The sequence below is a fragment of the Neorhizobium huautlense genome (assembly GCF_030811685.1).
GTDB lineage: Bacteria > Pseudomonadota > Alphaproteobacteria > Rhizobiales > Rhizobiaceae > Neorhizobium > Neorhizobium huautlense_A.
The window spans coordinates 230,767-253,106 of the sequence record NZ_JAUSRF010000006.1 but is presented as its reverse complement, the minus strand read 5'-3'; the positions used below and the strand labels follow the sequence as shown (position 1 = coordinate 253,106).

Below are 22,340 nucleotides of genomic sequence, written 5' to 3'. Positions count from 1 at the left end.
ATCCTCTCCTCCAGACCGTCAACAGCGGACGATAGAGAAGCGACCTCAAGGGTTCAACCGGAACTCCAGCATCAGGTTACGCTGAAAAATGGAATGATTGTCATCCGACACGACGATCAGATGCGGCACGCCATCCGGCCCGGCCACCACATCGATACCTTCCATATTGTCGATCTGCTGGCCGAGATCGGCCTCGATCAGCATGTCTCCATCCACCAGCGCGCCCGGCTTCAGGCTGTCGCCATCAATCCGGCGAATACGCATGCCGACGCCGCCCAGCAGGCTGAAAGACCGTTCCAGCAAAAGCAGGTCTCCGTCCGGCAGAAAGGCGCCATCGGTGATGTCGAAAGGATCGTGCCGCTTCACCTTGAACTGGCCCTTGCGCGGCCCGTCGAGGATGGCGGCGTAAAAATTGCCCTCGTCATCGACGCTCTTTTCCGCAACGACAACAATGGCACCGGAAAGCGGACTGGTTTCGGGAGCGGCAACCACGGTTTCCAACCCGCCATTGGCACGCAATTCCCGAAGCGGAATAAGAAAATTCAGCGTCCTTTTCGGACGGGACGTTTCGAAACCGGGATCGGGATAGACATCCACGCGGTGGCGGCGCTCGAAACTGACGATCACTTCGCCATCCCGAAGCGTCACGCCCTCGGCATCGATATCGCCCTTGGAACGCGGTTCACGGCCACTGGCATCAACCATGGGCCGGATGCGGACATCACGCATGCCCGACAGATGCCCCTGCCCATCCCGTTCGATCGCGCCGGTCATCCAGTGGCCGGTATCGAGCACGGCCACAAAGCTTTTCCCATCCGGCCGGAAACGAATACCGGACACGCCACCGAGAAGATCGTTGCTGGATGTATATTCGATGCCGCCGACAAACTCGAGCGCGCCGAATCTCGTGGCGGGATTGCCTGCCTTGAATTCACGAAAGGCACGCGCTTCTATCGGTGCATCGACCTCCGCCGCCATCGAAGACAGCGGAGCGAGCATCATCAGCATGGCCGCAACGACCGAGATGCGAAGACCGGAAGACTTGTGGCGCATACGCGGGTAGGCTCTCAACCCGCGCGACGGCCGCGGCCGGTGCCCGTATTTTCTTCGAACAGCGAAGCAAGCTGTTCGGTCATGGCGCCAGCCAACTCGTCGGCATCCACAATGGTGACAGCCTTGCGGTAATAACGCGTGACGTCGTGACCGATACCGATGGCCAGCAATTCGACCGGCGAGCGTGTTTCGATCTGTTCGATGACGGCGCGCAGGTGCCGTTCCAGATAATTGCCGGGATTGACCGACAGCGTCGAATCATCGACCGGCGCGCCATCCGAAATCATCATCAGGATCTTGCGCTGCTCACGGCGATTGATCAGACGGTTATGGGCCCACATCAGTGCTTCGCCGTCGATATTTTCTTTGAGCAGGCCTTCACGCATCATCAGGCCGAGATTGCGGCGCGAACGGCGCCACGGCGCATCGGCAGACTTGTAGATGATATGACGCAGATCGTTGAGACGGCCGGGCGTCGACGGCTTGCCGCTGGCAAGCCACTGCTCACGCGACTGTCCGCCCTTCCAGGCCTTCGTGGTGAAGCCCAGAATCTCGACCTTGACGCCGGAGCGTTCCAGTGTGCGGGCGAGAATATCGGCGCACGATGCGGCAACGGTGATCGGGCGACCACGCATGGAGCCGGAATTGTCGATGACGAGAGACACGACCGTATCGCGGAATTTCGTGTCACGTTCCTTCTTGAAGGACAGCGGCTGCATCGGATCGATGACCAGGCGCACGAGACGGGCCGGATCGAGATAACCCTCTTCCAGATCGAAATCCCAGGAACGGTTCTGCTGCGCCATCAAACGGCGCTGCAGACGGTTGGCCAGACGGCCGACGGCGCTCTGCAGATGCGCCAGCTGCTTGTCGAGGAAAGCGCGCAGGCGATCGAGCTCGGCCTCGTCGCAAAGCTCTTCTGCGGTGATTTCCTCGTCGAATTCCTTGGTGAAGATCTTGTAATCGACCTTCTCGTTGAAATCGTCGAACGGGCTGTTGGGGCGCTTGGTCTCGCCGGGCGTCTCGGAATGTTCATCGCTCTCTTCCGACATGTCGTCATCGGAGATTTCGGCGCCGTCCATCTCGCCGTCGTCCATCTCGTCTTCGGCAGCCTGGCTCTGTTCGGCCGGCGCCGCGTCGGATCCCGCCTCTTCCTCGACCTCTTCGTTTTCGGTCTCGTTGCTCTGGCCCTGGTCTCCGTCGCTCTGGTTTTCGAGTTCTTCCGGCTCGCTCTCGTCGTCGCCGTAATCCTCGGCCATCTGCATGGAGGACAGCATATGGCGGATGAGTTTTGCAAATGCCTGCTGGTCCTCGATCGCATCCTTGAGGTTATCGAGATCGGCAGACGCGTTTTGTTCGATGAACGGGCGCCACAGATCCAGCACCTTGCCGGCGCTCTCCGGCGGCGTCTGACCCGTCAGCTTTTCGCGCACCAGCATGGCAACAGCTTCAGCGATCGGCGCATCATCCTGACGCTCGATACCGGAGAAATTCGCCTTGGCATATTTTTCGGCATTCATGCTGCCGATATTTTGCGCCATGCCGGCCATGCGCAGCGAACCGATGGATTCGACGCGCGCCTGCTCGACGGCATCGAAAATGGCGCGGGCATCCGAACCTTGCGGCGCCATCGTCGCATGAACATTGGTATCGTGGCAGGCGAGCCTGAGCGCCATTGAGTCGCCAAGGCCGCGGGTGACCGCCAGCTCATGGGCAGTCGGACGTTTCGAGATTTCCGGCAGGCGAATGCGTTCGCCGGCCATGCCGGGGCGCTCGTTGGCGAAGGTGACCTCTACCTCGCCATTTCCGGCAACCGAACGCACGCATCCGGTAATCGCCCGGCGCAACGGCTCGGTATCGACCGGACCGCCTGCCTTGGGCTTCGAATTGTCTCCGCGACCTGCCATGCTTGCTGCTCCCGCGCTCTTTAAGCCCCGAGAACGATGTTGGCGGCGCTTTCCTTCAGCTCGACACCGAAAGCGCGCTGGTACTGTTCGGCCACCAGCGTGCGTTCCAGTTCGTCGCACTTGTTGAGGAAGGTGACACGGAAGGCGAAGGCGACATCACCGAAGATTTCGGCATTTTCCGCCCAGGTGATGACCGTACGCGGGCTCATCACGGTCGACAGGTCTCCGTTGATGAAGGCCGAACGGGTCATGTCGGCGATGCGGACCATCTTGGAAACCGTCTCGCGGCCTTCAGCCGTCTTGCCGAAGGATTTGACCTTGGCGGCAACGATATCGACTTCCTTTTCATGCGGCAGGTAGTTCAGCGTGGTGACGATCGACCAGCGGTCCATCTGCGCCTGATTGATCTGCTGCGTGCCGTGGTAAAGGCCCGTCGTATCGCCCAGACCAACCGTATTGGCGGTCGCAAACAGGCGGAAAGCGGGATGAGGACGAATGACGCGGCTCTGGTCGAGAAGCGTCAGGCGGCCGGAGCTCTCCAGCACGCGCTGGATGACGAACATCACGTCCGGGCGGCCGGCATCGTATTCGTCGAAAACGAGAGCGACATTGCGCTGGTAGGCCCAGGGCAGGATGCCGTCCTTGAATTCGGTGATCTGCTTGCCGTCTTTCAGGACGATGGCGTCCTTGCCGACGAGATCGATACGGCTGACATGGCTATCGAGGTTGACGCGCACGCAGGGCCAGTTGAGGCGGGCAGCGACCTGTTCGATATGGGTCGACTTGCCGGTGCCGTGAAAACCGGAAACCATGACGCGGCGGTTATGGGCAAAACCGGCGAGGATGGCGAGCGTGGTGTCGCGATCGAAAAGATAGTCGGGATCGAGATCCGGAACGTAAGGATCGCCGTTGCTGTAGGCCGGAACCTTCAGGTCGGTATCGATGCCGAAAACGTCTCTTACGGAAACGGTCGTGTCGGGAAGATTGGAAATATCAAGATCAATTTTGCTCATCACCACTCCATGCCGGACGGTCCGTAGCCCGGCAGCAATCCTTGCTGCATCCTGTTCGTTACGGCTTAGCAGAAACCAGACTGTTTCAACAACTGATATGCTTGAATTACCGCGCGAAAACGTTCTTCCGATCCCCGGTCGCCGCCATTGGCATCGGGGTGATGCTTCTTGACGAGCTCCTTGTAACGACGCTTGATATCCTCAGACGTTGCGCCTGCGGTCAGCTCCATCGTGTCGAAAGCCTTCTGCTCCAGCGTCTTCAGCTTGCGTTCCTGCGGGAAACGCGGGCCACCGCCGGCACGCCCCTCGCGCACGAAACCGAACGGATCCTTGACGCGGTTATGACTGGCGGCGCTGCCGGAACGCACGGTCGCGTGCAAAGGCGCGTCCTTGACGTCCTTGTTGACACCAACCGACCAGGTCGGGCGATGACCGGTGATCGCTTCCTTCTGGTAACGGGCGATCTCGCTGTCGGACAGGCCGGAGAAATAATTGTAGCCCTTGTTATAGTCCTTCACGTGTTCGAAGCAGAACAGGAAGAACTGCCCTTCGGCATTGCGGCCGACGGGGGCACGGTGGGCGCCCGGCTTGTCGCACCCATCCCATTGGCAGGTCGGTGCCTGCGCGGGCTCCTCCTGCTTGCGGTTCCGGCGCGTCCGGATACGGTCGAAATATTTAGAATCTAGGTTCATCAGACGCACATTATGGGCTGCACAAAGGGTGAGAACAAGAATTGACAATTCCCTTTGCTGCTGGTTTCTGGAGTGCCCTTTCCCGCTGCTTCGGAGCAATGTCATGACCACAAAAGCCCGCATCGAGGCGAGCCTCACACACGCCCTGCAACCGGAGCGGATGGACGTGATCGATGAAAGCCACCAGCACGCCGGTCATCAGCCACATTTCAACGGCGAAGGCGGCACCCATATGCGGGTGCGCATCGTTTCGAAAGCGTTCGAGGGAAAGAGCCGTGTCGAGCGGCACCGGATCATAAATGATATCCTGAAGGCCGAACTTCAAGCCGGTGTGCATGCGCTTTCTGTCGAAGCATCAGCACCGGGCGAGCCGACCCGCTGGTAACAATCGCGCGAGCGCTAATTACGGTATTGGCGCGACCGCCGGCCGGATACGCAGACGGGTGATGCGATTCTTTTCGCGCTTCAGCACGATGAAACGCTTTTCGTAAAAGGTGAAAGCCTGCCGCTCTTCCGGGATCAGTTTCGATTCGTGGATGACGAGGCCGGCAATCGTCGTCGCCTCCGTATCGGGCAGGCTCCAGCCCAACGCACGATTGAGATCGCGGATCGACACCGAGCCATCAACGATGATCGAACCATCGGCATCCTGCCGCACACCCTGCAGTGACGGATCGTGCTCATCAGCAATATCGCCGACGATTTCCTCGATGATGTCTTCCAGCGTGACGATGCCCTGCATCTCGCCATATTCATCGACCACCACGGCCATATGCACCTTGCGGCGCAGGAAGGCGTTGAGCTGATCCTTGAGGCTGGTCGTATCCGGGACGAACCACGGCTTTTGGGCGACCTTGACGATATCGACCGTTTCCGGCCGCACATCCGGCTCGGACAGAGCCCGCAACAGATCCTTGGCATGAATGACGCCGACGATGTTTTCCGTCGAACCACGCCAGACCGGCATGCGGGTATAGGGGCTTTCCAGCACGGTGCGGACGATCTGTTCCGGCGGATCGGCAGCATTGACGGCGCGCATCGCCATGCGGTGCACCATCACGTCGGAGACTTCGAGCTCTTCCAGATCGAACAGACCGCTCAGGCGATCGCGGTCCTCTCTGTCGAAATCACCTTCACGATGCACCTCATCGAGGGCTTCGTGCAAATCATCATGCGAGGCCAGTTTCAGCGTCGAAGGGGTCGGCGTCGTGCCCGTCGCGCGCAGCGTGCCGCGCACAAGAGCATTGACGAAGCGTGACCAGAACCCCTTCTTCGACGTCATCGTGCCTTTTGCAACTCCAGGAATGTCAGGACTTCCGACGCCGCCACATCATCAGCGACATAAGACTGGCCGATGCCGCGCGTGAGAATGAAGGTGAGCTTGCCGCTCTTGACCTTCTTGTCCTGTGCGATCGCTTCCATCAGGCGCTCGACCGGCAGGACTTCACCCGGAATGTCGCTGATACGGGTCGGCAGGCCGACGGCCTGCAAATGCGCCTCGACACGCTCGGCATCATCCGGGCTTGCCAGATTGAGACGGGCGGAAAACCGGTAAGCAAGCGCCATGCCGATGGCGACACCTTCGCCATGCACAAGGCGGCTGCTGTCATATTGCGTCGCGGCTTCCAGCGCGTGGCCAAATGTGTGGCCAAGATTGAGCAGCGCCCGGCGGCCGTTTTCGAATTCGTCCTCGACGACGACATCCGACTTCGCCTGACAGCTGATGGCAATCGCCTCGGCACGGGCCGGACCGCCGGAAAACACATCTTTCCAGTTCTTTTCCAGCCATTCGAAAAAGTCAGGCTTGTCGATCAGTCCGTATTTCGCAACTTCAGCATAACCGGCGCGGAATTCGCGTTCGCTCAGCGTGTTGAGCGTATCGGTATCGGCCAGAACCAGATCCGGCTGATGGAAGACGCCGAGCAGGTTCTTGCCGTGGCGGGAATTGACGCCGGTCTTGCCACCGACGGAACTATCGACCTGAGAGAGGAGCGAGGTCGGGATCTGCACGAAACGCACGCCACGGCGCACGATGCCGGCGGCAAAACCGGCGAGATCGCCGATCACGCCGCCACCCAGCGCGATGATCGCATCGTTTCGCTCGATCCTGGCTGCCAGCGCCATGTCGCAGACGGCAGCCAGATGATCGAGGCTCTTGGTCTTTTCGCCAGCCGGCAGCGTCAGCGAGGCAACCTCGATACCGTCGGTCTGCAAGGCATCCGTCAAAGCTTCAAGATAAAGCGGCGCAACGTTCTCGTCGGTGACGATGGCGACCTTGCGGCCCTTGATGCGGCTGGTGATTTCTCCGCCCGCACGCCCGATCAGGCCGGGGCCGATGAGAATATCGTAGGCGCGGTCACCGAGCGGAACATGCACCAGTTTCTCAGTCGCTTGCGAAGAGGACGTCGTCATTTCAATCACTTTCCACTGCTGGATTACTGGCCGCGGGCGGAAAGCCCCGCAATCGCAGCCAGTACATTATGCGCCATGGTTTCCTTGCGGACATCCGCCGATTCGACCGTCAACTCGGCTTCCGCATAGATCGGGTAACGCTGGTTCATCAGGTTTTCCAGCGTCTGCTTGGGGTTTTCGGTCTTCAGCAATGGCCGCGTATCGCGCTTGCGCACGCGCTCCCACAAAAGATCAAGATCGGCGCGCAGCCAGATCGACAACCCGCCATCCTTGATATGCCCACGTGTCTGCTCGTTGATGAAGGCGCCGCCACCGGTAGAAACAACGCGCTGCGACTGATGCAAAAGCCGCTCCATCACCCGCGCTTCAAGCGCACGAAATTCCGTTTCGCCATAGGTGGCAAAAAGTTCGGAAATCGTCATGCGCGAAACCTTTTCGATTTCGGCATCGGTATCGACGAACGGCAGCGAAAGCTGCTGCGCCACCAGACGGCCGATCGCCGACTTGCCCGCGCCCATCAGCCCCACGAAGATCAGGTTGCGGCCACCCAGTGCCTCGCGCGCCCTGTCGCTCAGCGACGGCGCTGCGGTGAGTGCCTCGGGCATAACAAGATCGGTCATTGCCGGGTAAGCCTGTTCCTTGGGGTCTTCCATAGAAAACCCTATCGACAAATGCACCGGCAGCGTCAAGGCTTGTCACCCTCGAAAGATGCAACCGACGCTTCTGGACAGTGATGCGAAGCAGACCTGCAACGCGAACGGAAAACCGCAGGCCGGGTACCCGAATGTCAGCGAAAGCCGGCTTGCACTGAGAGAAGGCTTTGCTCATAAAGGGGCCAATCAAACGGAGCCCCGCATGCCCACACTCTTCCGGTTTCTCTTCATCCTGGCCGTCATCGCAGGGGTGATCTACGGAAGCATGATGGCGCTGGTTCTGCTGGTGGAACCGAAGGAGCGCGACGTGACCGTGCGCGTACCTTCCGAACGCCTGAACCCACCGGCCCCGACCGCCCCGGCAAGACCTTGAACGAAATGGACCGGACGTGATGGATTTGTCTGGCGCACAACTGGAAGCTTTTCTGGAAATGATGAGCGCGGAGCGCGGAGCCGCCGCCAACACGCTCTTATCCTATGAACGCGACCTGACCGACCTGCGCGAATTTCTCGGCAAGAAGCAGACGCTGGTGCTCGCTCAGAGCGCCGACCTCTCCGCTTATCTCGCCCATCTCGGCCGCCAGGGTTTTGCCACATCGTCGCAGGCGCGACGCCTGTCTTCCATGCGGCAATTCTACAAGTTTCTCTACGCCGAAGGCCTGCGCGGCGACGATCCGACTTCCATTCTCGATGCCCCCAAGAAGGGCCGCTCGCTGCCGAAGACCTTGAGCGAGGATCATGTCGGCAAGCTGCTCGCACAGGCGGCAAGCGAAGCGGCAGATCCAGCACCCGGGCAGTTGTCACGGCAGCGCATGCTGGCGCTGCTGGAGCTTCTTTATGCGACGGGCATGCGTGTCAGCGAGCTCGTTTCCCTGCCGGCGCGCGTGCTCGATCAGCAGGGCCGCTTCCTGATGATCAAGGGCAAGGGCAACAAGGAAAGACTGGTGCCGCTGTCGCGCGCCGCCATCGAGGCGATGCGGATTTATGGTGAATCGAAAACAGAAGCCGCACGCCGGAAGGAACAGACGGAAGAAAGCCCGTGGCTTTTCCCCTCTTCCGGCAAGGACGGTTTTTTGCCCCGCCAGGTGTTTGCCCGCGACCTGAAGGATCTGGCCATCCGGGCTGGATTACCGGCATCGGCGATCTCTCCACACGTGCTGCGTCACGCCTTTGCCAGCCATCTTCTGGCCAATGGCGCAGACCTGCGTGTGGTGCAGGAACTGCTTGGCCATTCAGACATTTCCACCACGCAGATATACACACATGTTCTGGAAGAAAGGCTTCGTGAACTGGTGGAAACGCATCACCCTCTTGCAAAACAGGCCAAAAACCGGGATTAGAGCGGTCAAACGCGCGGCCAGCCATCAGCCAGCAAGATCGGAAAATGGTTCTTATGCAGACTTATCTCGATTTCGAAAAACCCATTGCGGATCTCGAAGGCAAGATCCACGAGCTGAAAAAGCTCGCAACCGAAGACGAGAGCATCGATACCTCGGACGAGATCGGGCGCCTCGAAATCCGGGTTCGCGAAGCGATCCAGGATATCTATTCAAAACTCACCGCCTGGCAGAAGACGCAGGTTGCGCGCCACCCGCAGCGCCCGCACTTCGTCGATTACGCGGCAAGCCTGTTCACCGAATTTACGCCGCTCGCCGGCGACCGCACGTTTGGTGAAGACGCCGCCATTCAGGCAGGCCTTGCCCGTTTCCGCGGCCAGCCGGTCGCGCTGATCGGCCAGGAAAAGGGTCACGACACCAAGACCCGCATCAAGCACAATTTCGGCAGCGCCCGGCCGGAAGGGTATCGCAAGGCCATGCGCGTCATGGAAATGGCCGACCGTTTTGGCCTGCCGGTCGTCTCGTTGATCGACACGGCCGGTGCCTATCCCGGCGTTGGCGCCGAAGAGCGCGGCCAGGCGGAAGCAATCGCCCGCTCGACGGAAATGTGCCTTGGCCTGAAAGTGCCGATGGTTTCTATCGTCATCGGTGAAGGCGGTTCCGGCGGCGCGATCGCGATCGCTACCGGCAACAAGGTCTACATGCTCGAGCATTCGATCTATTCGGTCATTTCGCCGGAAGGTGCAGCCTCGATCCTGTGGCGCGACAGCACTCGCGCCCGCGAAGCAGCGACCAACATGAAGATCACCGCCGAAGACCTCAAGGGCCTTGGCGTCATCGACGAGATCATTGCGGAGCCGCTGGGCGGCGCCCATCGTGAACCGGAAACCGTCATCAACGCCGCCGGCAATGTCATCGAAAAGGCACTCGCCGAGCTCGGCCAGCTGTCGGGTGAAGAAGTGCGCAATGCCCGTCGCCAGAAATTTTTGGCGATCGGCCGCAATCTTTAAAAGTCGATGCGGCCGGAAAACCGCCGCATTGACAGTCACATTGCTATGCTAGACCATGCCGGTCGCTTGATTTGCGGCCGGCATCGTCGTATGCGGTTAAGAAGATGTAAAGATTACCATTCTATTGAGAATGGATGCGAAGCTTGCCTCCGCTTGCTTCATTCGTATCGTCAGCAATACGTGGTTGTCCGTGATGCGCCTGAAACACATCGCCCTCGCCCTTCTCGTCGGCACGGTTTTGACCGGCTGCAATGACACGCTGGATTCAGCGTCGAGCATCGATATTTCCAAGGTCAAGAACAAGGTCGAGCAGCCTCTGTCCTCGCGCATCGTCGCCGAGATGCAGAAGAAGGACATGCCGCGCACCTCGCCGATCATGATCCGCATCTTCAAGGAAGAAGGCGTGCTGGAGATCTGGAAGGCGAAGGCCGACAACCGCTTCGACAAGCTGACCAGCTACCAGATCTGCGCCTGGTCCGGCAAACTCGGCCCCAAGGTGAAGGAAGGCGACCGCCAGGCACCCGAAGGCTTTTACGGCCTGACGCCTGCGCACCTGAACCCGAATTCCAAATATTACCTCGCCATCAATACCGGCTTCCCGAACCGTTATGACGCCGCCAATGCGCGCACCGGTTCGAACCTGATGATCCATGGCGCCTGTTCGTCGTCCGGCTGTTATTCGATGACCGACGAACAGATCCTCGAAATCTACGGTTTTGCCCGCGACGCCTTCAAGGGCGGCCAGACCTCCGTGCAGATGCAGGCGTTCCCCTTCCGCATGACGGCGGAAAACATGGCCCGCCATCGTGGCAGCGAACATTTCGAATTCTGGAAGATGCTGAAGGTCGGTTACGACAATTTCGAAGTCACCAAGCGTCCGCCAGAAGTGAATGTCTGCGAGAAGAAATACGTCTTCAACCAGCAGGCCAGCGGCGGCTTCAATGCAGGTGGCGCCTGCCCGACCATGTCGACGCCTCCGGCGCTGAACGTCGCACTCGCTTCTTACGAAAAGAACTACGATCTCGCCTACACCAAGGCCGTGAACAAGCTCGACGGCATGGTCTGGTACGAGCCGAGCGAAGCCGAGCGCAAGGCCGTTGTCGCCGACAAGCGTAAGGGCCGCGAACTGGCATTTGCGCCGACCGGCACCTCGCTCGAAGCCGGCAAGCTGATGAAGCAGTCCGAATTCGAAAAGATGATGGCCTCGCGCATGGGATCCGGCTCTAAGCCGGCAGGCCCTGTTGTTGCCTCCGCTCCCGCCAATGGCACCGCAGGCGCTCAGGCTGCCCAGCCACGCACCAGCGCCGCTGCGGTGATGGAAGCCGAAGCCCAGAAGCGCCGCGGCGCACCGGCGGCTGCCGACACGGCGCAGACCAATGTCGCGACCAAGACCGACCGCGACGGTTCGACTTCCACCGGTGCCATCCCTGTTCCGGCGCAGAACCCGCTTGCCTATGCACCGGCACCCCAGCCGGAAGAAAAGAAGCCGTTCTGGAAGCTCTGGTAGTTGCCCGATGGGCGACACCAGCGACACAGCCGCAGTTTATGATCTCAGAGGCCTCAAATGTCCGCTGCCGGTGCTGAAAACGCGCCGGCGCCTGAAGGACATGCATTCGGGCGATGATCTTCTCATCGAGACCAGCGACCCGCTCGCCGGCATCGACATCCCGCATTTCTGCCGGGAAGACGGGCATACCGTCCTGTCATCTGAAAAAACGACGGACGGTCACCGTTTTCTGATCCGTAAGGGACCTGTGGCCTGAGCCTCAGAGTTTCAGGCCGGGCACGGCAAGCGGATTGTCCTCCAGCGCCGCGCGATCAGGCCGATCCACACGCGGCTCACCGGTAAAGGCGGCAAACAGGTCCTTCACGAAGGCTTCCGGCATGCCCTGCGTGATCAGCACCATGCGCGTGCGACGATCGCTGCCCTCCGGCCATTTCGCCAGACGTTCCGGCCGGTGAAAGATGCTCTGCACGCCATGCAGCACCAGCGGGCGATCAGGATTGTCGCTGAGCGCCACGATTGCCTTCATACGCAAAAGCTTTTCGCCATGCGCCGAGCGCATGAGGTCCACGAACATCTCGATCGCCATGGGCGAGATCGGCTGGTCGTGGATCATCGAGAAGGAGCGAATGTCATCGCCATGGCGGTTCACATCATGATGGTGGTGATGACCATGGTCGTGATGGGAATGTCCATGGTCATGCCCATGGTGATCATGGTCGTGGTGATGGTGGCCATCATGATGATCATGATGGCTATGATCATGTGCGTCCGCCGCCATCTCGTCGCGCAGCCAGCGGCTTACATCGGCGATCTTGGTGTCCGGATCATAGAGACCATTGGCAAGGATCATGGCCGTGCCGGCCTCGGCGCTGTCACCATCGATCACCGGCGCGCGCGGATTAAGTGTAGCAAGTCGCGCCTTCAACGCCGCCAGCGTATCGGCTTCCGCCATGCCCTGTTTCGAAATTATCAGCCGGTCGGCCACCGCCGCCTGCTTCACACCTTCCGGATGACGGTCGAGCGTGGACAGGCCATTGACGGCATCGACCACGGTAATCACGCCATCCAACTCAAAATTCTGGGCGATGACCGGATTGCCCATCACCGCCTGCATGACCGGCGCCGGATCGGCAAGGCCGGTCGTTTCGATCACCACGCGGCGGATCGGCTGCAGCTTTTTCGTCTGCACCTGATCGATCAGCGTCGCCAGCGTGTCCACCAGCTCGCCGCGAATGGTGCAGCACAGGCAGCCATTGGACAGCTGCAGCAAGGTATCACCTGAGGATTCGACGAGCAGATTGTCGATCCCCACCTCACCGAACTCGTTGATGATAACCGCCGTATCCTTGGTCGCCGGATCTTTCAGGATACGGTTGAGCAAGGTCGATTTGCCGGCACCGAGAAAACCGGTGAGGATCGAAACCGGAATACGGTCGCGCAGGATGGACATGGTCTGTACTTTCTGGCCTGCTTTTGGCGGAACCAGATCGCCGCGATCAGAAAGTGCTCGGACGCGGGATCGGGATCGGCACGTTGGCGAACTGGCCGGCGCCCGTGGTCGAAGCAACCGCTTCCACGCCCGCCATGGGTGCGGCGGAGGTATAGACGATCGGGTGCGACAGCTCGCGGATATAGGGTGAATGGGTAATCATGCGGCCGGCATCGTCGCGCGTTTCGCTGCGCATCTTTGCCGCCTTGGGGTTACAGATTTCGGCGCTGATATCGTTGACGGCGACCGTATCGCCATAAGGCGCCAGACGGCCAAGCGGTACACCTTCGTTCGCACCGGCGGTCAGCCCCGCCTGCAGCAGGTTGGCGGTGTCATCGGCGCGACCGGCAAGGCTATCCGAGCCGAGCACGACCGTGACGACCGAGCGCCCGTTACGGGTGGCCGAACCGATCTGGTTGAAACCGGAGGCACAGATAAAGCCGGTCTTCATGCCGTCGGCACCATCGAAACGGCCGATCAGCATGTTGAAATTGGCATATTGTTTCTTGCCGACGTCGATACCCTCGATCGAGAAATAACCGGCAAATTCCGGAAACTCCCGCTTCAATTGAACCGTCAGGATCGCAAGATCACGCGCGGTCGTATATTGCCCCTTGCCGGGCAGGCCATGCGGATTGATGAAGCGTGTCGAATTCATGCCGAGCCGGGCCGCTTCGGAATTCATCATCGCCACGAACTGCTCGTGCGAACCACCGACGGTTTCGGCCACCGCGACAGCGACATCATTGGCGGATTTCACCAGCGTCATCTTCAGCGCATTGTCCAGCGTCAGGCGCGTGCCCGGCTTGAAATACATCTTGCTGGCCGGCTGGTCGGCCGCCCGCTTGCTCATCGTCACGACGCTGTCGAGGCTCAGTCGCCCGCCCTTGATGGCACGGAAGGTGACATAGGCCGTCATCAGCTTGGTCAGCGATGCCGGATACCACTTGCGAAACGCTTCCGTGTGACTGATCACCCGGCCGGTGCGCACATCGACCACCATTTTCGGATTGGCCTCGGCCACCGATGCGAAACCGGCGGAAAACACCGAAAAAGCCATCAGGGCACCGATCGATTTCGAAACGAGCGGCAAAATAGTCTTCGATTTATGCAAGGGGTCGTCCTCGTACAATCCTGAGCGTGACGAGCATGGCCGTTATTCGACCACTATGGCCTAGCAATGGCAAAGATCGTTGATTCCGTCAATTCCGCAGCGCAATATGGAGCCGAACACCACATACCGTGCAGACAAGCGAAATGGATACCGGATGCCGATCTTGAACAGAGCCGCCGAAATGCAGGATGAAGTAACCGGCTGGCGCCGCCATATCCATGAAAATCCCGGCATTCTCTACGAGGTCGAGCATACCGCCGGTTTCGTGACGGAAAAGCTGAAGGAATTCGGCGTCGACGAGGTGGTGACGGGCATCGGCCGCACCGGCGTGGTCGGCATCATTCGCGGCAAAAACCCCGGCAGCCGCACGATCGGTTTTCGCGCCGACATGGATGCATTGCCGCTGACCGAGATCACCGGCGCCGAATGGGCATCCAGAACGCCGGGAAAAATGCATGCCTGCGGCCATGACGGCCACACCGCCATGCTTTTGGGTGCTGCCAAATACTTGGCCGAGACGCGCAATTTCAGCGGCACGCTGGCCGTCATCTTCCAGCCGGCCGAAGAAGGCGGGCGCGGCGCCGAGGCCATGGTCAAGGACGGCATGATGGAGCGGTTCGACATTCAGGAAGTCTATGGCATGCACAATCGACCAGGCATTCCGCTTGGCCAGTTCGCCATCCGCAAGGGCGCCATCATGGGCGCACCGGACAAGTTTTCCATCACCATTACCGGCCGTGGCGGCCACGCTGCCGAACCGCACAACACGGTCGATCCGATCGCCATCGGCGCGCAGATCGTCAGCAATCTGCAGCTGATCGCATCCCGCAACATCAATCCGCTGCGCTCGGTCGTCGTTTCGGTCACGCGTTTCCAGGCCGGCACGACCCACAATATCATCCCCGAGACGGCGGAACTGGAAGGCACGGTGCGCACGCTCGATGAAGCAGTGCGCGATTTCACCGAGGAACGCCTGCGCCAGCTGGTGGAAACCATCGCAGCCGCCCATGGCGCGACGTCGACGTTCGACTACGAGCGCGCCTGCCCGGTAACGATCAACCATGATGCCGAAACGCTTTACGCAGCCGATGCAGCGACTGCTATTGCCGGCCCGAACAATGTTGATACCGATACCGGCCCGATGATGGCCGGCGAGGATTTTTCCTTCATGCTGAACGCCCGCCCCGGCGCCTTCATCTTCATCGGCAACGGTGACAGCGCCGGCCTGCACAACCCGGCCTATGACTTCAACGACGAGGCAATTGCCCACGGCGTTTCCTTCTGGGCAAAACTGGCGGAACAACGTTTGACCGGCTGAGAACACATGTGACGCCTGCACCATAAAAGGGGCTTGGCTTGCGGCCCGGCCTTTTGTATGGATGACCTTGTGTGGTCCCGTAGCTCAGTAGGATAGAGCGCGAGATTCCTAATCTCGAGGCCACTGGTTCGAATCCAGTCGGGATCACCATTCCTCTTTAAATTGCGAATTTATCGCCTCCGCACATGCTCCATGCGGAAGCCAAGCCCGATCAACCGCCCCGCCAGATGCGCAAGCAGCGGAAAACGCGCAATGCCGCGAATGAAGGCCGGCGGGCCTTTGCGTTTTTCCTCGTTTCCTTGATCCGTTCGGCGTGAACTGCGCATCATCAGCTGCAGTTTTTGCGTGGCACGCGTCGGAAAACTGCGGCGGGCTTCGACAGCCGCCAGATCGCTATCCGCCAAACCACTGGATTTCAGTGGTTCGGCCAAAAGATTTCCGGCCGCCACCGCATCCTGAATGGCCAGATTGACGCCGACACCGCCGATCGGCGACATGGCATGCGCGGCATCACCGATGCACAGCAGGCCCGGCCGCCACCAGCGTTTCAGTCGGTCGATCCGCACCTGCAGCAGGCTGACATCATCCCACCCGTTGATTTCGGACATGCGCTCAGCCGGCAATGGTGACACGGCAATCACGGCATCGCGAAATGCCGCGATGCCCCGCGTCTTCATCTCCGCAAACGTGCCGCGCCGGATCACGAAACCGCATTGCCAGTAGTCACCGCGATCAATCAGCACAAAACCCTGCCGCGGTCCGGCATGGCCCATCGTCTCGTTCGGGTCACCCGGCTGTTTGGACAGTTTCATCCAGACGACTTCGCTTGGAGACCCGAAACTTTCGACCTCCAGACCAGCCTTGTCGCGCACCACCGAATTGCGGCCATCGGCACCAACCACGAGGTCGCAGCGGATTTCGGTCAGGCCTTCCGGCGTCGTCGCATGAAGGCCGGAAACTTTCCCATTGGCCTCGATGAGGTCTTCCACACGCGCTTGCATGATCAGCCGGAAATTCGGGTAACGCGCCGCCTCGCGGCTGAGAAAATCCAGAAATTCCCATTGCGGCATGAAGGCGATGAACTTGTGATGCACCGGCAGTTTTGAGAAATCGGCGATGGTGATCTGCTTGCCCGAAATCTCGGCCGACAGTTTTGGCGCCTTCGTATGCGGCAATTGAAGGAACGCCTCGTCTAGGCCGAGTTCGCGCATCACTTCCAGCGTCGAGGGATGGATCGTATCGCCGCGAAAATCGCGCAGAAAATCCTCATGTTTTTCCAGAACCACGACATCGACGCCCGACCGCGCCAGCATCAGACCAAACATCAGCCCGGCCGGGCCACCTCCAACAATGGCGCAGGTTGTTTCGATCTGTTCGGAAAATTCGGAGTTGATGCTGGTCATGCCGTACTTTCCACCGCCGACGTGATCCGATCAAGCCATTGCTTTGTCACACTCGCTTGCCACGCCGAAAACCGGCGGGACTTGTGACCACGCCCATTCAACGATAGACCGGCCGACATAACAGGCAGGCGGACACTTCATGGCATCGGCGCAGCATTCGCGTTCCATCACCGTTCTCGGTTCCACGGGCTCGATCGGCGTCAGCACGCTGGATGTGGTCAAACATCTCGGTCGCGAGACGTTTGAAGTCGCAGCACTGACCGGCAGCGGCAATATTGCTCTTCTGGCCGAACAGGCCCGCGGTTTTGATGCCAAGCTGGCCGTGACGGCCGACGAAAGCCGCTATAACGACCTTAAAGACGCGCTTGCCGGAACCGGTATTCAGGTTGCGGCCGGCAGAAGCGGCTTGATCGAGGCAGCAGAGATGGATGCCGGGCTGGTGATGGCGGCCATCGTCGGCACGGCGGGCCTTGCCCCCACACTGGCGGCGGCAAGACGCGGCGCCGATATCGCACTCGCCAACAAGGAATGTCTGGTGTCCGCCGGCGATCTTTTTGTCGAGGCGGTCAAACACGGTGGCGGCAAACTGCTGCCGGTCGATAGCGAACACAATGCCATTTTTCAGGTTCTGGAAGAAAACCAGCGGCATGCGCTGGAGCGGGTGATCATCACCGCGTCCGGCGGACCTTTCCGCACCTATACGCTGGAACAGATGGCGGACGTGACCGCGGAAGTGGCACGCGCCCACCCCAACTGGTCGATGGGTCTGAAAATTTCGATCGACAGCGCCTCGATGTTCAACAAGGCGCTGGAAATGATCGAGGCCAAACACCTGTTCGGGCTGACACCGGAACAGGTGGAGGTGATCGTGCATCCGCAGTCGATCATCCATTCCATGGTGGGCTATACGGATGGATCGGTTCTGGCGCAGCTCGGCTGCCCGGACATGCGCACGGCCATCGGGTACGCCATGCAATATCCCAAGCGCGCCAGCCTTCCCGTCGAACGGCTGGATTTTACAAAACTTTCACGGCTGGATTTCGAGGCGCCGGACGAGACCCGTTTCCCGGCATTGCGACTGGCACGGCTGGCCATGACGCGCGGCGGCGTTCAGGGTGCGGTGCTGAATGGCGCCAAGGAAGTGGCGCTCGAGGCGTTTATTGACGGCCACACCGGTTTCCTGACCATGGCCGAGATCACCGAAAAGGTGATGACCGAGCTTTCGACCTTGCCGGCGGCATCCAGCATGGACGATGTTTTTGCGGCCGACACCGAGGCCCGCCGCCTCGCCGCCCAGCATATCGGCTGAACCAAAACCTTCGCGGCACCAAACAAAAAGGCCTGATCGGGATCGACCAGGCCTTTTGCATTCCATCAATGTCATTTCAGCTTACGCAACGTGGCGAGCCAGCGCGCAGCGCGACCACAGCTGATGCAGCGAATCGACCAGATGTTCGAGATCGGCATCGGTATGCAGCGGCGTCGGGGTGATGCGCAGACGTTCGGTCTTGCGCGGCACGGTCGGGTAATTGATCGGCTGCACGTAGATGCCGCAATTGTCCATCAAGAGATCCGAGATCCACTTGCACTTGGCGGCATCGCCAACCATGACCGGCACGATATGGCTCGGATTCGGCATATGCGGAATGCCCTTGGCATCCAGCATGGACCGCAGCTTGCGCACGCGCTCCTGATGGCGGGCGCGTTCAAACTGGCTGTTCTTGAGGTGGTGGATCGAAGCGATCGCACCGGCAGCCAGCGCCGGCGGCAGCGCTGTCGTGAAGATGAAGCCGGAAGCGAAGGAACGCACGAAATCGCACAGCGCGGTCGATGCGGTGATATAACCACCCATCACGCCAAACGCCTTGCCAAGCGTGCCTTCGATGACGGTGATACGATCCATCAGGCCTTCGCGCTCGGCAATGCCGCCACCGCGCGGGCCGTACATGCCGACCGCGTGCACTTCATCGAGATAGGTCATGGCGCCGTATTTGTCGGCCAAATCGCAGATTTCCTTGATCGGCGCGATATCGCCATCCATGGAATAAACGCTCTCGAAGGCGATCATTTTTGGCGCCTTGGGATCGGCCGCCGCAAGCTTGGCTTCCAGATCGGCAAGATCGTTGTGCTTCCAGATGACGCGCTCGCACTTGGCGTAACGAATGCCTTCGATCATCGAGGCATGGTTCAGCGCATCGGAAAAGATGATCATGCCCGGGATCTTCTGGCCGAGCGTGCCGAGGGCTGCCCAGTTGGACATGTAACCCGAATTGAAGATCAGGCCGGCTTCCTTGCCGTGCAGGTCTGCAAGTTCGCGCTCCAGCAGAACGTGGTAGTGGGTGGTGCCAGAAATATTCCGGGTGCCTCCCGCACCCGCGCCACAGTGATCTATGGCTTCGTGCATGGCGGCAAGAACAGCCGGGTGCTGGCCCATGCCGAGATAATCGTTGGAACACCAGACGGTGACATCCTTCGTGCCGTCAGGCGTGTGATGCGTCGCGCGAGGGAAACTTCCGCGCTGGCGCTCAAGGTCTGCAAACACGCGGTAGCGGCCTTCCTGATGAAGTCCATCCAGCTCGTTCTTGAAAAATGCCTCGAAATCCATGTCACACTCCAGAAACTGCACTTTTGTGAGTTCTGCCTTTTCTTCCGTCAACCCCAGCAATGTCTAATAGAGGACACTGCGGCAAATGGCCCGCTTTTTTGAACTGTTCTAGTCAAAAGATAGAGAGGCCATACGCCCCCGTGTTGATCGATGTCAAATTTTGACGAATTGCATTTTTGTGAGCAGGCTTTCGGACCGGTTCAACCGCGACAAGCTGGACATACGCTCGTTGAAGCCTATTCTTTGTGGTGACGATGCTGCTCGCGGGATGCGGTGAGAGGCGAGATCACTCCCTGCAGCCGTCTTCAATGAAGTGGAGAGAGTTATGAAAAAACTGATGGTCCTCGCTCTGGCCGGCCTGTCGCTGGCAGGCTGCACCCAGACTGAAAAGGGCGCCGGCATCGGTGCTGCCTCGGGCGCCGTGATCGGCGGCCTGGCAACCGGTAACGTTCGTGGTGCTGCAGTCGGCGGCGCGATCGGCGGCGTCGCAGGTGCCGTGATCGGCAACGTGTCCGAACAGCCTGGCCAGTGCTATTACCGCGACCGTTACGGCCGCCGTTACATCGACGATTGCCCGCGCGGCGGCTACTGAGCCGGCGGACAAGACCTTATCAAACATCAAGCCCGCGGATCATTTTCGCGGGCTTCTGCATGAGCCAAGACCGATTGACAGACCATTGAGGCCCGGCTTTTTCATCTACAATGGCGCGGCGATTGGGCAACACCCCTGCGGCAACAACCCGGAATTTTTCCATAAAGATTCGACCTGGCTCATTAAAAGACATATGTTGCCCCTGTTTTTGCGAATAAATTAGCATTCAAGACAAACGGCAAAGACCGGCGAGGGCGGACACATCCTAGTATTGCGGAAACGCCTCCACACGGCACCGGTCATTCGATTCGCGCATCGTAGCGCGACGGCACTGGCCATTGCCCTGGCGACGACAAGCTTTTTCGGATCTGCACCGGAAGCGCATGCCCTGAAGATTTTCGGCCTGACCCTGTTCGAGGGCGACAAGGACGAGGTCGAAGTGATCGACCCCGTCAAATATGACGTCACCTTTCAGGCCGGCGACGCCGACAGCAATCTCGAGGAACGGCTGGAAAATGCCGCATCGCTGATCGCAGACAAGGAAAACCCGGTTTCCGGCGATCTCGGCATCGTCATCAAGGCCCGCGAGGATCGCGATCGTCTGGTTGCCGTTCTCTTCGAGGAAGCCCGTTACGGCGGCATCGTCAACATCACCATTGCCGGGCAGGATATCGACCGCCTGCCGCCCAATCCGAGCTTCGATCGCAGCAAGCCCATTCCGGTCACCGTCTCCGTCGAGCCCGGCCCGGTCTTCACGCTCGGCAAGATCACCATGCTGGGCGACGCCGCCGGCCGCGATCCGGCGGAATACGATCTGACGCCCGATGGAAAAGCCGGCTCCCGCCTGATCATCAAGGCCGGAGAGACCATTATCCGGGACCTCAAGAACGAAGGCCGGCCGCTGGCCGAACTGACGACGCGCGAAGTCGTCGCCGATCACTCCACCAACAAGGTGGATGTGACGCTGGACGCACGTGGCGGCCCGGTCGCGCCATTCGGCAGCGTCGCCGTCAAGGGCGCGCGTGCGGTCAATCCGGATTTCATCCGCCGCTATTCACGCCTCGACCAGGGCCAACAATATTCGCCGGACCAGATGAAGAAGGCAGCCGACCGCCTGCGTGAACTCAGCGTGTTTTCCAGCCTCACCATCCAGGAAGACAAGTCACTGGCGCCAGATGGCTCCATCCCGCTCTCTATCGAGGTGTCGGAAGGCAAATTCCGCTACTTTGGTTTTGGTGCCGAATATTCATCGCTCGATGGCGGCGGCCTGTCCGGTTACTGGGGTCACCGCAACCTGTTCGGTCAGGCGGAATCACTGCGTGTTGAAGGCGAAGTGTCAGGCCTCGGCTCGACCGAAGGCACCGATGTCGGCGATCTCAACTATCGCGCCGGTGTCTATTTCAAGAAACCCGGCATGTTCCTGCCGCAGATCACCTTCGATGCGAGCGTCGAGGCCAAGACGGAAAACTACGACACGTATGATGCCGAATCGGTCACGGCACTTGGCCAGTTCACCTATGAGCTGACGGATCAGGACAAATTCACCGGCGGCGGCGAGATCGCCTACACACAGACACACGACGTTTACGGCGACAACGACTACCTGACCTTCAGCCTGCCGGTCTCCTACGAACGTGATGCGCGCGACAACAAGCTCGACCCGACCGAGGGCTATTACGGCACGCTTTCGGCAAAGCCGAGCTACGAGGCATTGAATGGTACGGTCTTCTCCTCTTTCGAAGGCTCCATTTCCGGCTATCTTGGATTGGGACAGGAGGATCGCGTTGTTCTGGCCGCAAGACTTGCGGCAGGAACCCTGATCGGCGGCGATGGTTTGGCAAGCATACCGGCAACAAGACGGTTTTATGCAGGCGGCGGCGGATCGGTGCGCGGTTACTCCTATCGCGAGATATCGCCCTACAACAGCGATGACGAAGCGCTGGGCGGGCGCTCATACATGTTAACGTCTTTGGAAGCGCGTATAAAAATTACCGACTCGATCGGAATTGTGCCGTTTTTGGATGTCGGTACGGTGGCCACCGAAATCGTGCCCGATTTCTCCGATATCCGCATGGGTGCCGGCATCGGGCTTCGCTACGCGACGCCTTTCGGTCCGCTCCGTATCGATTTTGCGCTTCCGCTTGATCGATATGAGGGCGGCAGTTCATACGGCATCTATGCAGGCATAGGGCAGTCGTTCTAAGAGAATGCAGCGAGCCCGAAGGGCAAGTGGAA

Annotated in this window: 20 protein-coding genes, 1 tRNA gene and 1 pseudogene; 11 read left to right on the top strand and 11 right to left on the bottom strand. The window is 59.8% G+C overall.

The annotated features are described in order from the left end of the window. Nucleotides 1-45: 45 nt before the first annotated feature. From J2T09_RS11285 to J2T09_RS11270, 4 genes are all read right to left on the bottom strand, one after another. A complete protein-coding gene (locus J2T09_RS11285) occupies nt 46-1,053 on the bottom strand; it encodes an esterase-like activity of phytase family protein (RefSeq protein WP_306834321.1) in 1,008 nt (335 codons plus the stop codon). 14 nt (nt 1,054-1,067) lie between these two features. After that, nucleotides 1,068-2,960 (bottom strand): cobaltochelatase subunit CobT, encoded by a 1,893-nt coding sequence (gene cobT, locus J2T09_RS11280; RefSeq protein ID WP_306834319.1) that lies wholly within the window; start codon nt 2,958-2,960, stop codon nt 1,068-1,070. Nucleotides 2,961-2,980: 20 nt separating this feature from the next. After that, complete coding sequence (gene cobS, locus J2T09_RS11275) at nt 2,981-3,973, bottom strand: cobaltochelatase subunit CobS (RefSeq protein WP_306834317.1); 993 nt, start codon at nt 3,971-3,973, stop codon at nt 2,981-2,983. A 65-nt stretch (nt 3,974-4,038) separates the two neighbouring features. Continuing rightward, on the bottom strand, nt 4,039-4,665 hold the full coding sequence (locus J2T09_RS11270) for a J domain-containing protein (RefSeq protein ID WP_306834316.1): 627 nt from the start codon (nt 4,663-4,665) through the stop codon (nt 4,039-4,041). A gap of 103 nt (nt 4,666-4,768) precedes the next feature. Here J2T09_RS11270 and J2T09_RS11265 point away from each other — a divergent pair, with 103 nt between their 5' ends. Then, a complete protein-coding gene (locus J2T09_RS11265) occupies nt 4,769-5,050 on the top strand; it encodes a BolA family protein (protein WP_306834314.1) in 282 nt (93 codons plus the stop codon). An 18-nt stretch (nt 5,051-5,068) separates the two neighbouring features. On the opposite strand, the pseudogene J2T09_RS11260 reads toward J2T09_RS11265, so the two are convergent. The 3 genes and pseudogenes from J2T09_RS11260 to J2T09_RS11250 form a co-directional block, all read right to left on the bottom strand. After that, nucleotides 5,069-5,815, bottom strand: a pseudogene (locus J2T09_RS11260) (transporter associated domain-containing protein); the annotation flags it as partial. Nucleotides 5,816-5,943: 128 nt separating this feature from the next. After that, nucleotides 5,944-7,077: a 3-dehydroquinate synthase gene (aroB, locus tag J2T09_RS11255; RefSeq protein ID WP_306834312.1), complete on the bottom strand. Its 1,134-nt coding sequence runs from the start codon at nt 7,075-7,077 to the stop codon at nt 5,944-5,946. A 23-nt stretch (nt 7,078-7,100) separates the two neighbouring features. Beyond that, nucleotides 7,101-7,697: a shikimate kinase gene (locus J2T09_RS11250; protein WP_306834310.1), complete on the bottom strand. Its 597-nt coding sequence runs from the start codon at nt 7,695-7,697 to the stop codon at nt 7,101-7,103. Between the two features lie 235 nt (nt 7,698-7,932). Here J2T09_RS11250 and J2T09_RS11245 point away from each other — a divergent pair, with 235 nt between their 5' ends. From J2T09_RS11245 to J2T09_RS11225, 5 genes are all read left to right on the top strand, one after another. Then, on the top strand, nt 7,933-8,103 hold the full coding sequence (locus tag J2T09_RS11245) for a hypothetical protein (protein WP_306834308.1): 171 nt from the start codon (nt 7,933-7,935) through the stop codon (nt 8,101-8,103). 16 nt (nt 8,104-8,119) lie between these two features. Beyond that, nucleotides 8,120-9,070, top strand: coding sequence for a site-specific tyrosine recombinase XerD (xerD, locus tag J2T09_RS11240; RefSeq protein WP_373458423.1), 951 nt, complete (start codon nt 8,120-8,122; stop codon nt 9,068-9,070). Between the two features lie 53 nt (nt 9,071-9,123). Continuing rightward, a complete protein-coding gene (locus J2T09_RS11235; RefSeq protein WP_306834306.1) occupies nt 9,124-10,077 on the top strand; it encodes an acetyl-CoA carboxylase carboxyltransferase subunit alpha in 954 nt (317 codons plus the stop codon). A 193-nt stretch (nt 10,078-10,270) separates the two neighbouring features. Then, nucleotides 10,271-11,584 carry a L,D-transpeptidase family protein gene (locus J2T09_RS11230; protein WP_306834543.1) on the top strand — a complete coding sequence of 438 codons (1,314 nt, stop codon included), beginning with the start codon at nt 10,271-10,273 and terminating at the stop codon, nt 11,582-11,584. Nucleotides 11,585-11,591: 7 nt separating this feature from the next. Next, the gene (locus J2T09_RS11225) at nt 11,592-11,840 is read left to right on the top strand and encodes a sulfurtransferase TusA family protein (protein ID WP_306834304.1); all 249 of its coding nucleotides are present in this window, start codon (nt 11,592-11,594) and stop codon (nt 11,838-11,840) included. Between the two features lie 3 nt (nt 11,841-11,843). On the opposite strand, the gene J2T09_RS11220 is transcribed toward J2T09_RS11225, so the two are convergent. Next, nucleotides 11,844-13,034, bottom strand: coding sequence for a CobW family GTP-binding protein (locus J2T09_RS11220; protein WP_306834302.1), 1,191 nt, complete (start codon nt 13,032-13,034; stop codon nt 11,844-11,846). A gap of 46 nt (nt 13,035-13,080) precedes the next feature. Further along, complete coding sequence (locus J2T09_RS11215; RefSeq protein ID WP_306834541.1) at nt 13,081-14,133, bottom strand: D-alanyl-D-alanine carboxypeptidase family protein; 1,053 nt, start codon at nt 14,131-14,133, stop codon at nt 13,081-13,083. Nucleotides 14,134-14,341: 208 nt separating this feature from the next. Here J2T09_RS11215 and J2T09_RS11210 point away from each other — a divergent pair, with 208 nt between their 5' ends. Beyond that, nucleotides 14,342-15,505: a M20 aminoacylase family protein gene (locus tag J2T09_RS11210; protein WP_306834300.1), complete on the top strand. Its 1,164-nt coding sequence runs from the start codon at nt 14,342-14,344 to the stop codon at nt 15,503-15,505. A 73-nt stretch (nt 15,506-15,578) separates the two neighbouring features. Continuing rightward, nucleotides 15,579-15,655, top strand: a tRNA-Arg gene (locus J2T09_RS11205). Between the two features lie 20 nt (nt 15,656-15,675). On the opposite strand, the gene J2T09_RS11200 is transcribed toward J2T09_RS11205, so the two are convergent. Beyond that, nucleotides 15,676-16,908: an FAD-dependent oxidoreductase gene (locus tag J2T09_RS11200; protein WP_306834298.1), complete on the bottom strand. Its 1,233-nt coding sequence runs from the start codon at nt 16,906-16,908 to the stop codon at nt 15,676-15,678. 139 nt (nt 16,909-17,047) lie between these two features. Here J2T09_RS11200 and dxr point away from each other — a divergent pair, with 139 nt between their 5' ends. Further along, nucleotides 17,048-18,217, top strand: a complete 1,170-nt coding sequence (gene dxr, locus J2T09_RS11195; protein WP_306834297.1) for a 1-deoxy-D-xylulose-5-phosphate reductoisomerase — start codon at nt 17,048-17,050, stop codon at nt 18,215-18,217. Between the two features lie 81 nt (nt 18,218-18,298). On the opposite strand, the gene hemA is transcribed toward dxr, so the two are convergent. Then, nucleotides 18,299-19,513: a 5-aminolevulinate synthase gene (gene hemA, locus J2T09_RS11190; protein ID WP_306834295.1), complete on the bottom strand. Its 1,215-nt coding sequence runs from the start codon at nt 19,511-19,513 to the stop codon at nt 18,299-18,301. 325 nt (nt 19,514-19,838) lie between these two features. Between hemA and J2T09_RS11185 the strand changes: the two genes are divergently transcribed. Together J2T09_RS11185 and J2T09_RS11180 are read left to right on the top strand one after the other, a co-directional pair. Continuing rightward, a complete protein-coding gene (locus tag J2T09_RS11185; RefSeq protein ID WP_306834293.1) occupies nt 19,839-20,105 on the top strand; it encodes a YMGG-like glycine zipper-containing protein in 267 nt (88 codons plus the stop codon). A 271-nt stretch (nt 20,106-20,376) separates the two neighbouring features. Further along, a complete protein-coding gene (locus J2T09_RS11180; protein ID WP_444939723.1) occupies nt 20,377-22,308 on the top strand; it encodes an autotransporter assembly complex protein TamA in 1,932 nt (643 codons plus the stop codon). Nucleotides 22,309-22,340 lie beyond the last annotated feature (32 nt).

Coding starts and splice junctions, on each gene's coding strand:
- cobS (WP_306834317.1), bottom strand. CDS start 3,973: ATGAGCAAAATTGATCTTGATATTTCCAATCTTCCCGACACGACCGTT.
- J2T09_RS11200 (WP_306834298.1), bottom strand. CDS start 16,908: ATGACCAGCATCAACTCCGAATTTTCCGAACAGATCGAAACAACCTGC.
- aroB (WP_306834312.1), bottom strand. CDS start 7,077: ATGACGACGTCCTCTTCGCAAGCGACTGAGAAACTGGTGCATGTTCCG.
- J2T09_RS11285 (WP_306834321.1), bottom strand. CDS start 1,053: ATGCGCCACAAGTCTTCCGGTCTTCGCATCTCGGTCGTTGCGGCCATG.
- J2T09_RS11225 (WP_306834304.1), top strand. CDS start 11,592: ATGGGCGACACCAGCGACACAGCCGCAGTTTATGATCTCAGAGGCCTC.
- J2T09_RS11210 (WP_306834300.1), top strand. CDS start 14,342: ATGCCGATCTTGAACAGAGCCGCCGAAATGCAGGATGAAGTAACCGGC.
- dxr (WP_306834297.1), top strand. CDS start 17,048: ATGGCATCGGCGCAGCATTCGCGTTCCATCACCGTTCTCGGTTCCACG.
- J2T09_RS11245 (WP_306834308.1), top strand. CDS start 7,933: ATGCCCACACTCTTCCGGTTTCTCTTCATCCTGGCCGTCATCGCAGGG.
- J2T09_RS11185 (WP_306834293.1), top strand. CDS start 19,839: ATGAAAAAACTGATGGTCCTCGCTCTGGCCGGCCTGTCGCTGGCAGGC.
- J2T09_RS11235 (WP_306834306.1), top strand. CDS start 9,124: ATGCAGACTTATCTCGATTTCGAAAAACCCATTGCGGATCTCGAAGGC.
- hemA (WP_306834295.1), bottom strand. CDS start 19,513: ATGGATTTCGAGGCATTTTTCAAGAACGAGCTGGATGGACTTCATCAG.
- J2T09_RS11265 (WP_306834314.1), top strand. CDS start 4,769: ATGACCACAAAAGCCCGCATCGAGGCGAGCCTCACACACGCCCTGCAA.
- J2T09_RS11270 (WP_306834316.1), bottom strand. CDS start 4,665: ATGAACCTAGATTCTAAATATTTCGACCGTATCCGGACGCGCCGGAAC.
- J2T09_RS11230 (WP_306834543.1), top strand. CDS start 10,271: ATGCGCCTGAAACACATCGCCCTCGCCCTTCTCGTCGGCACGGTTTTG.
- J2T09_RS11220 (WP_306834302.1), bottom strand. CDS start 13,034: ATGTCCATCCTGCGCGACCGTATTCCGGTTTCGATCCTCACCGGTTTT.
- cobT (WP_306834319.1), bottom strand. CDS start 2,960: ATGGCAGGTCGCGGAGACAATTCGAAGCCCAAGGCAGGCGGTCCGGTC.
- J2T09_RS11215 (WP_306834541.1), bottom strand. CDS start 14,133: ATGGCTTTTTCGGTGTTTTCCGCCGGTTTCGCATCGGTGGCCGAGGCC.
- J2T09_RS11250 (WP_306834310.1), bottom strand. CDS start 7,697: ATGACCGATCTTGTTATGCCCGAGGCACTCACCGCAGCGCCGTCGCTG.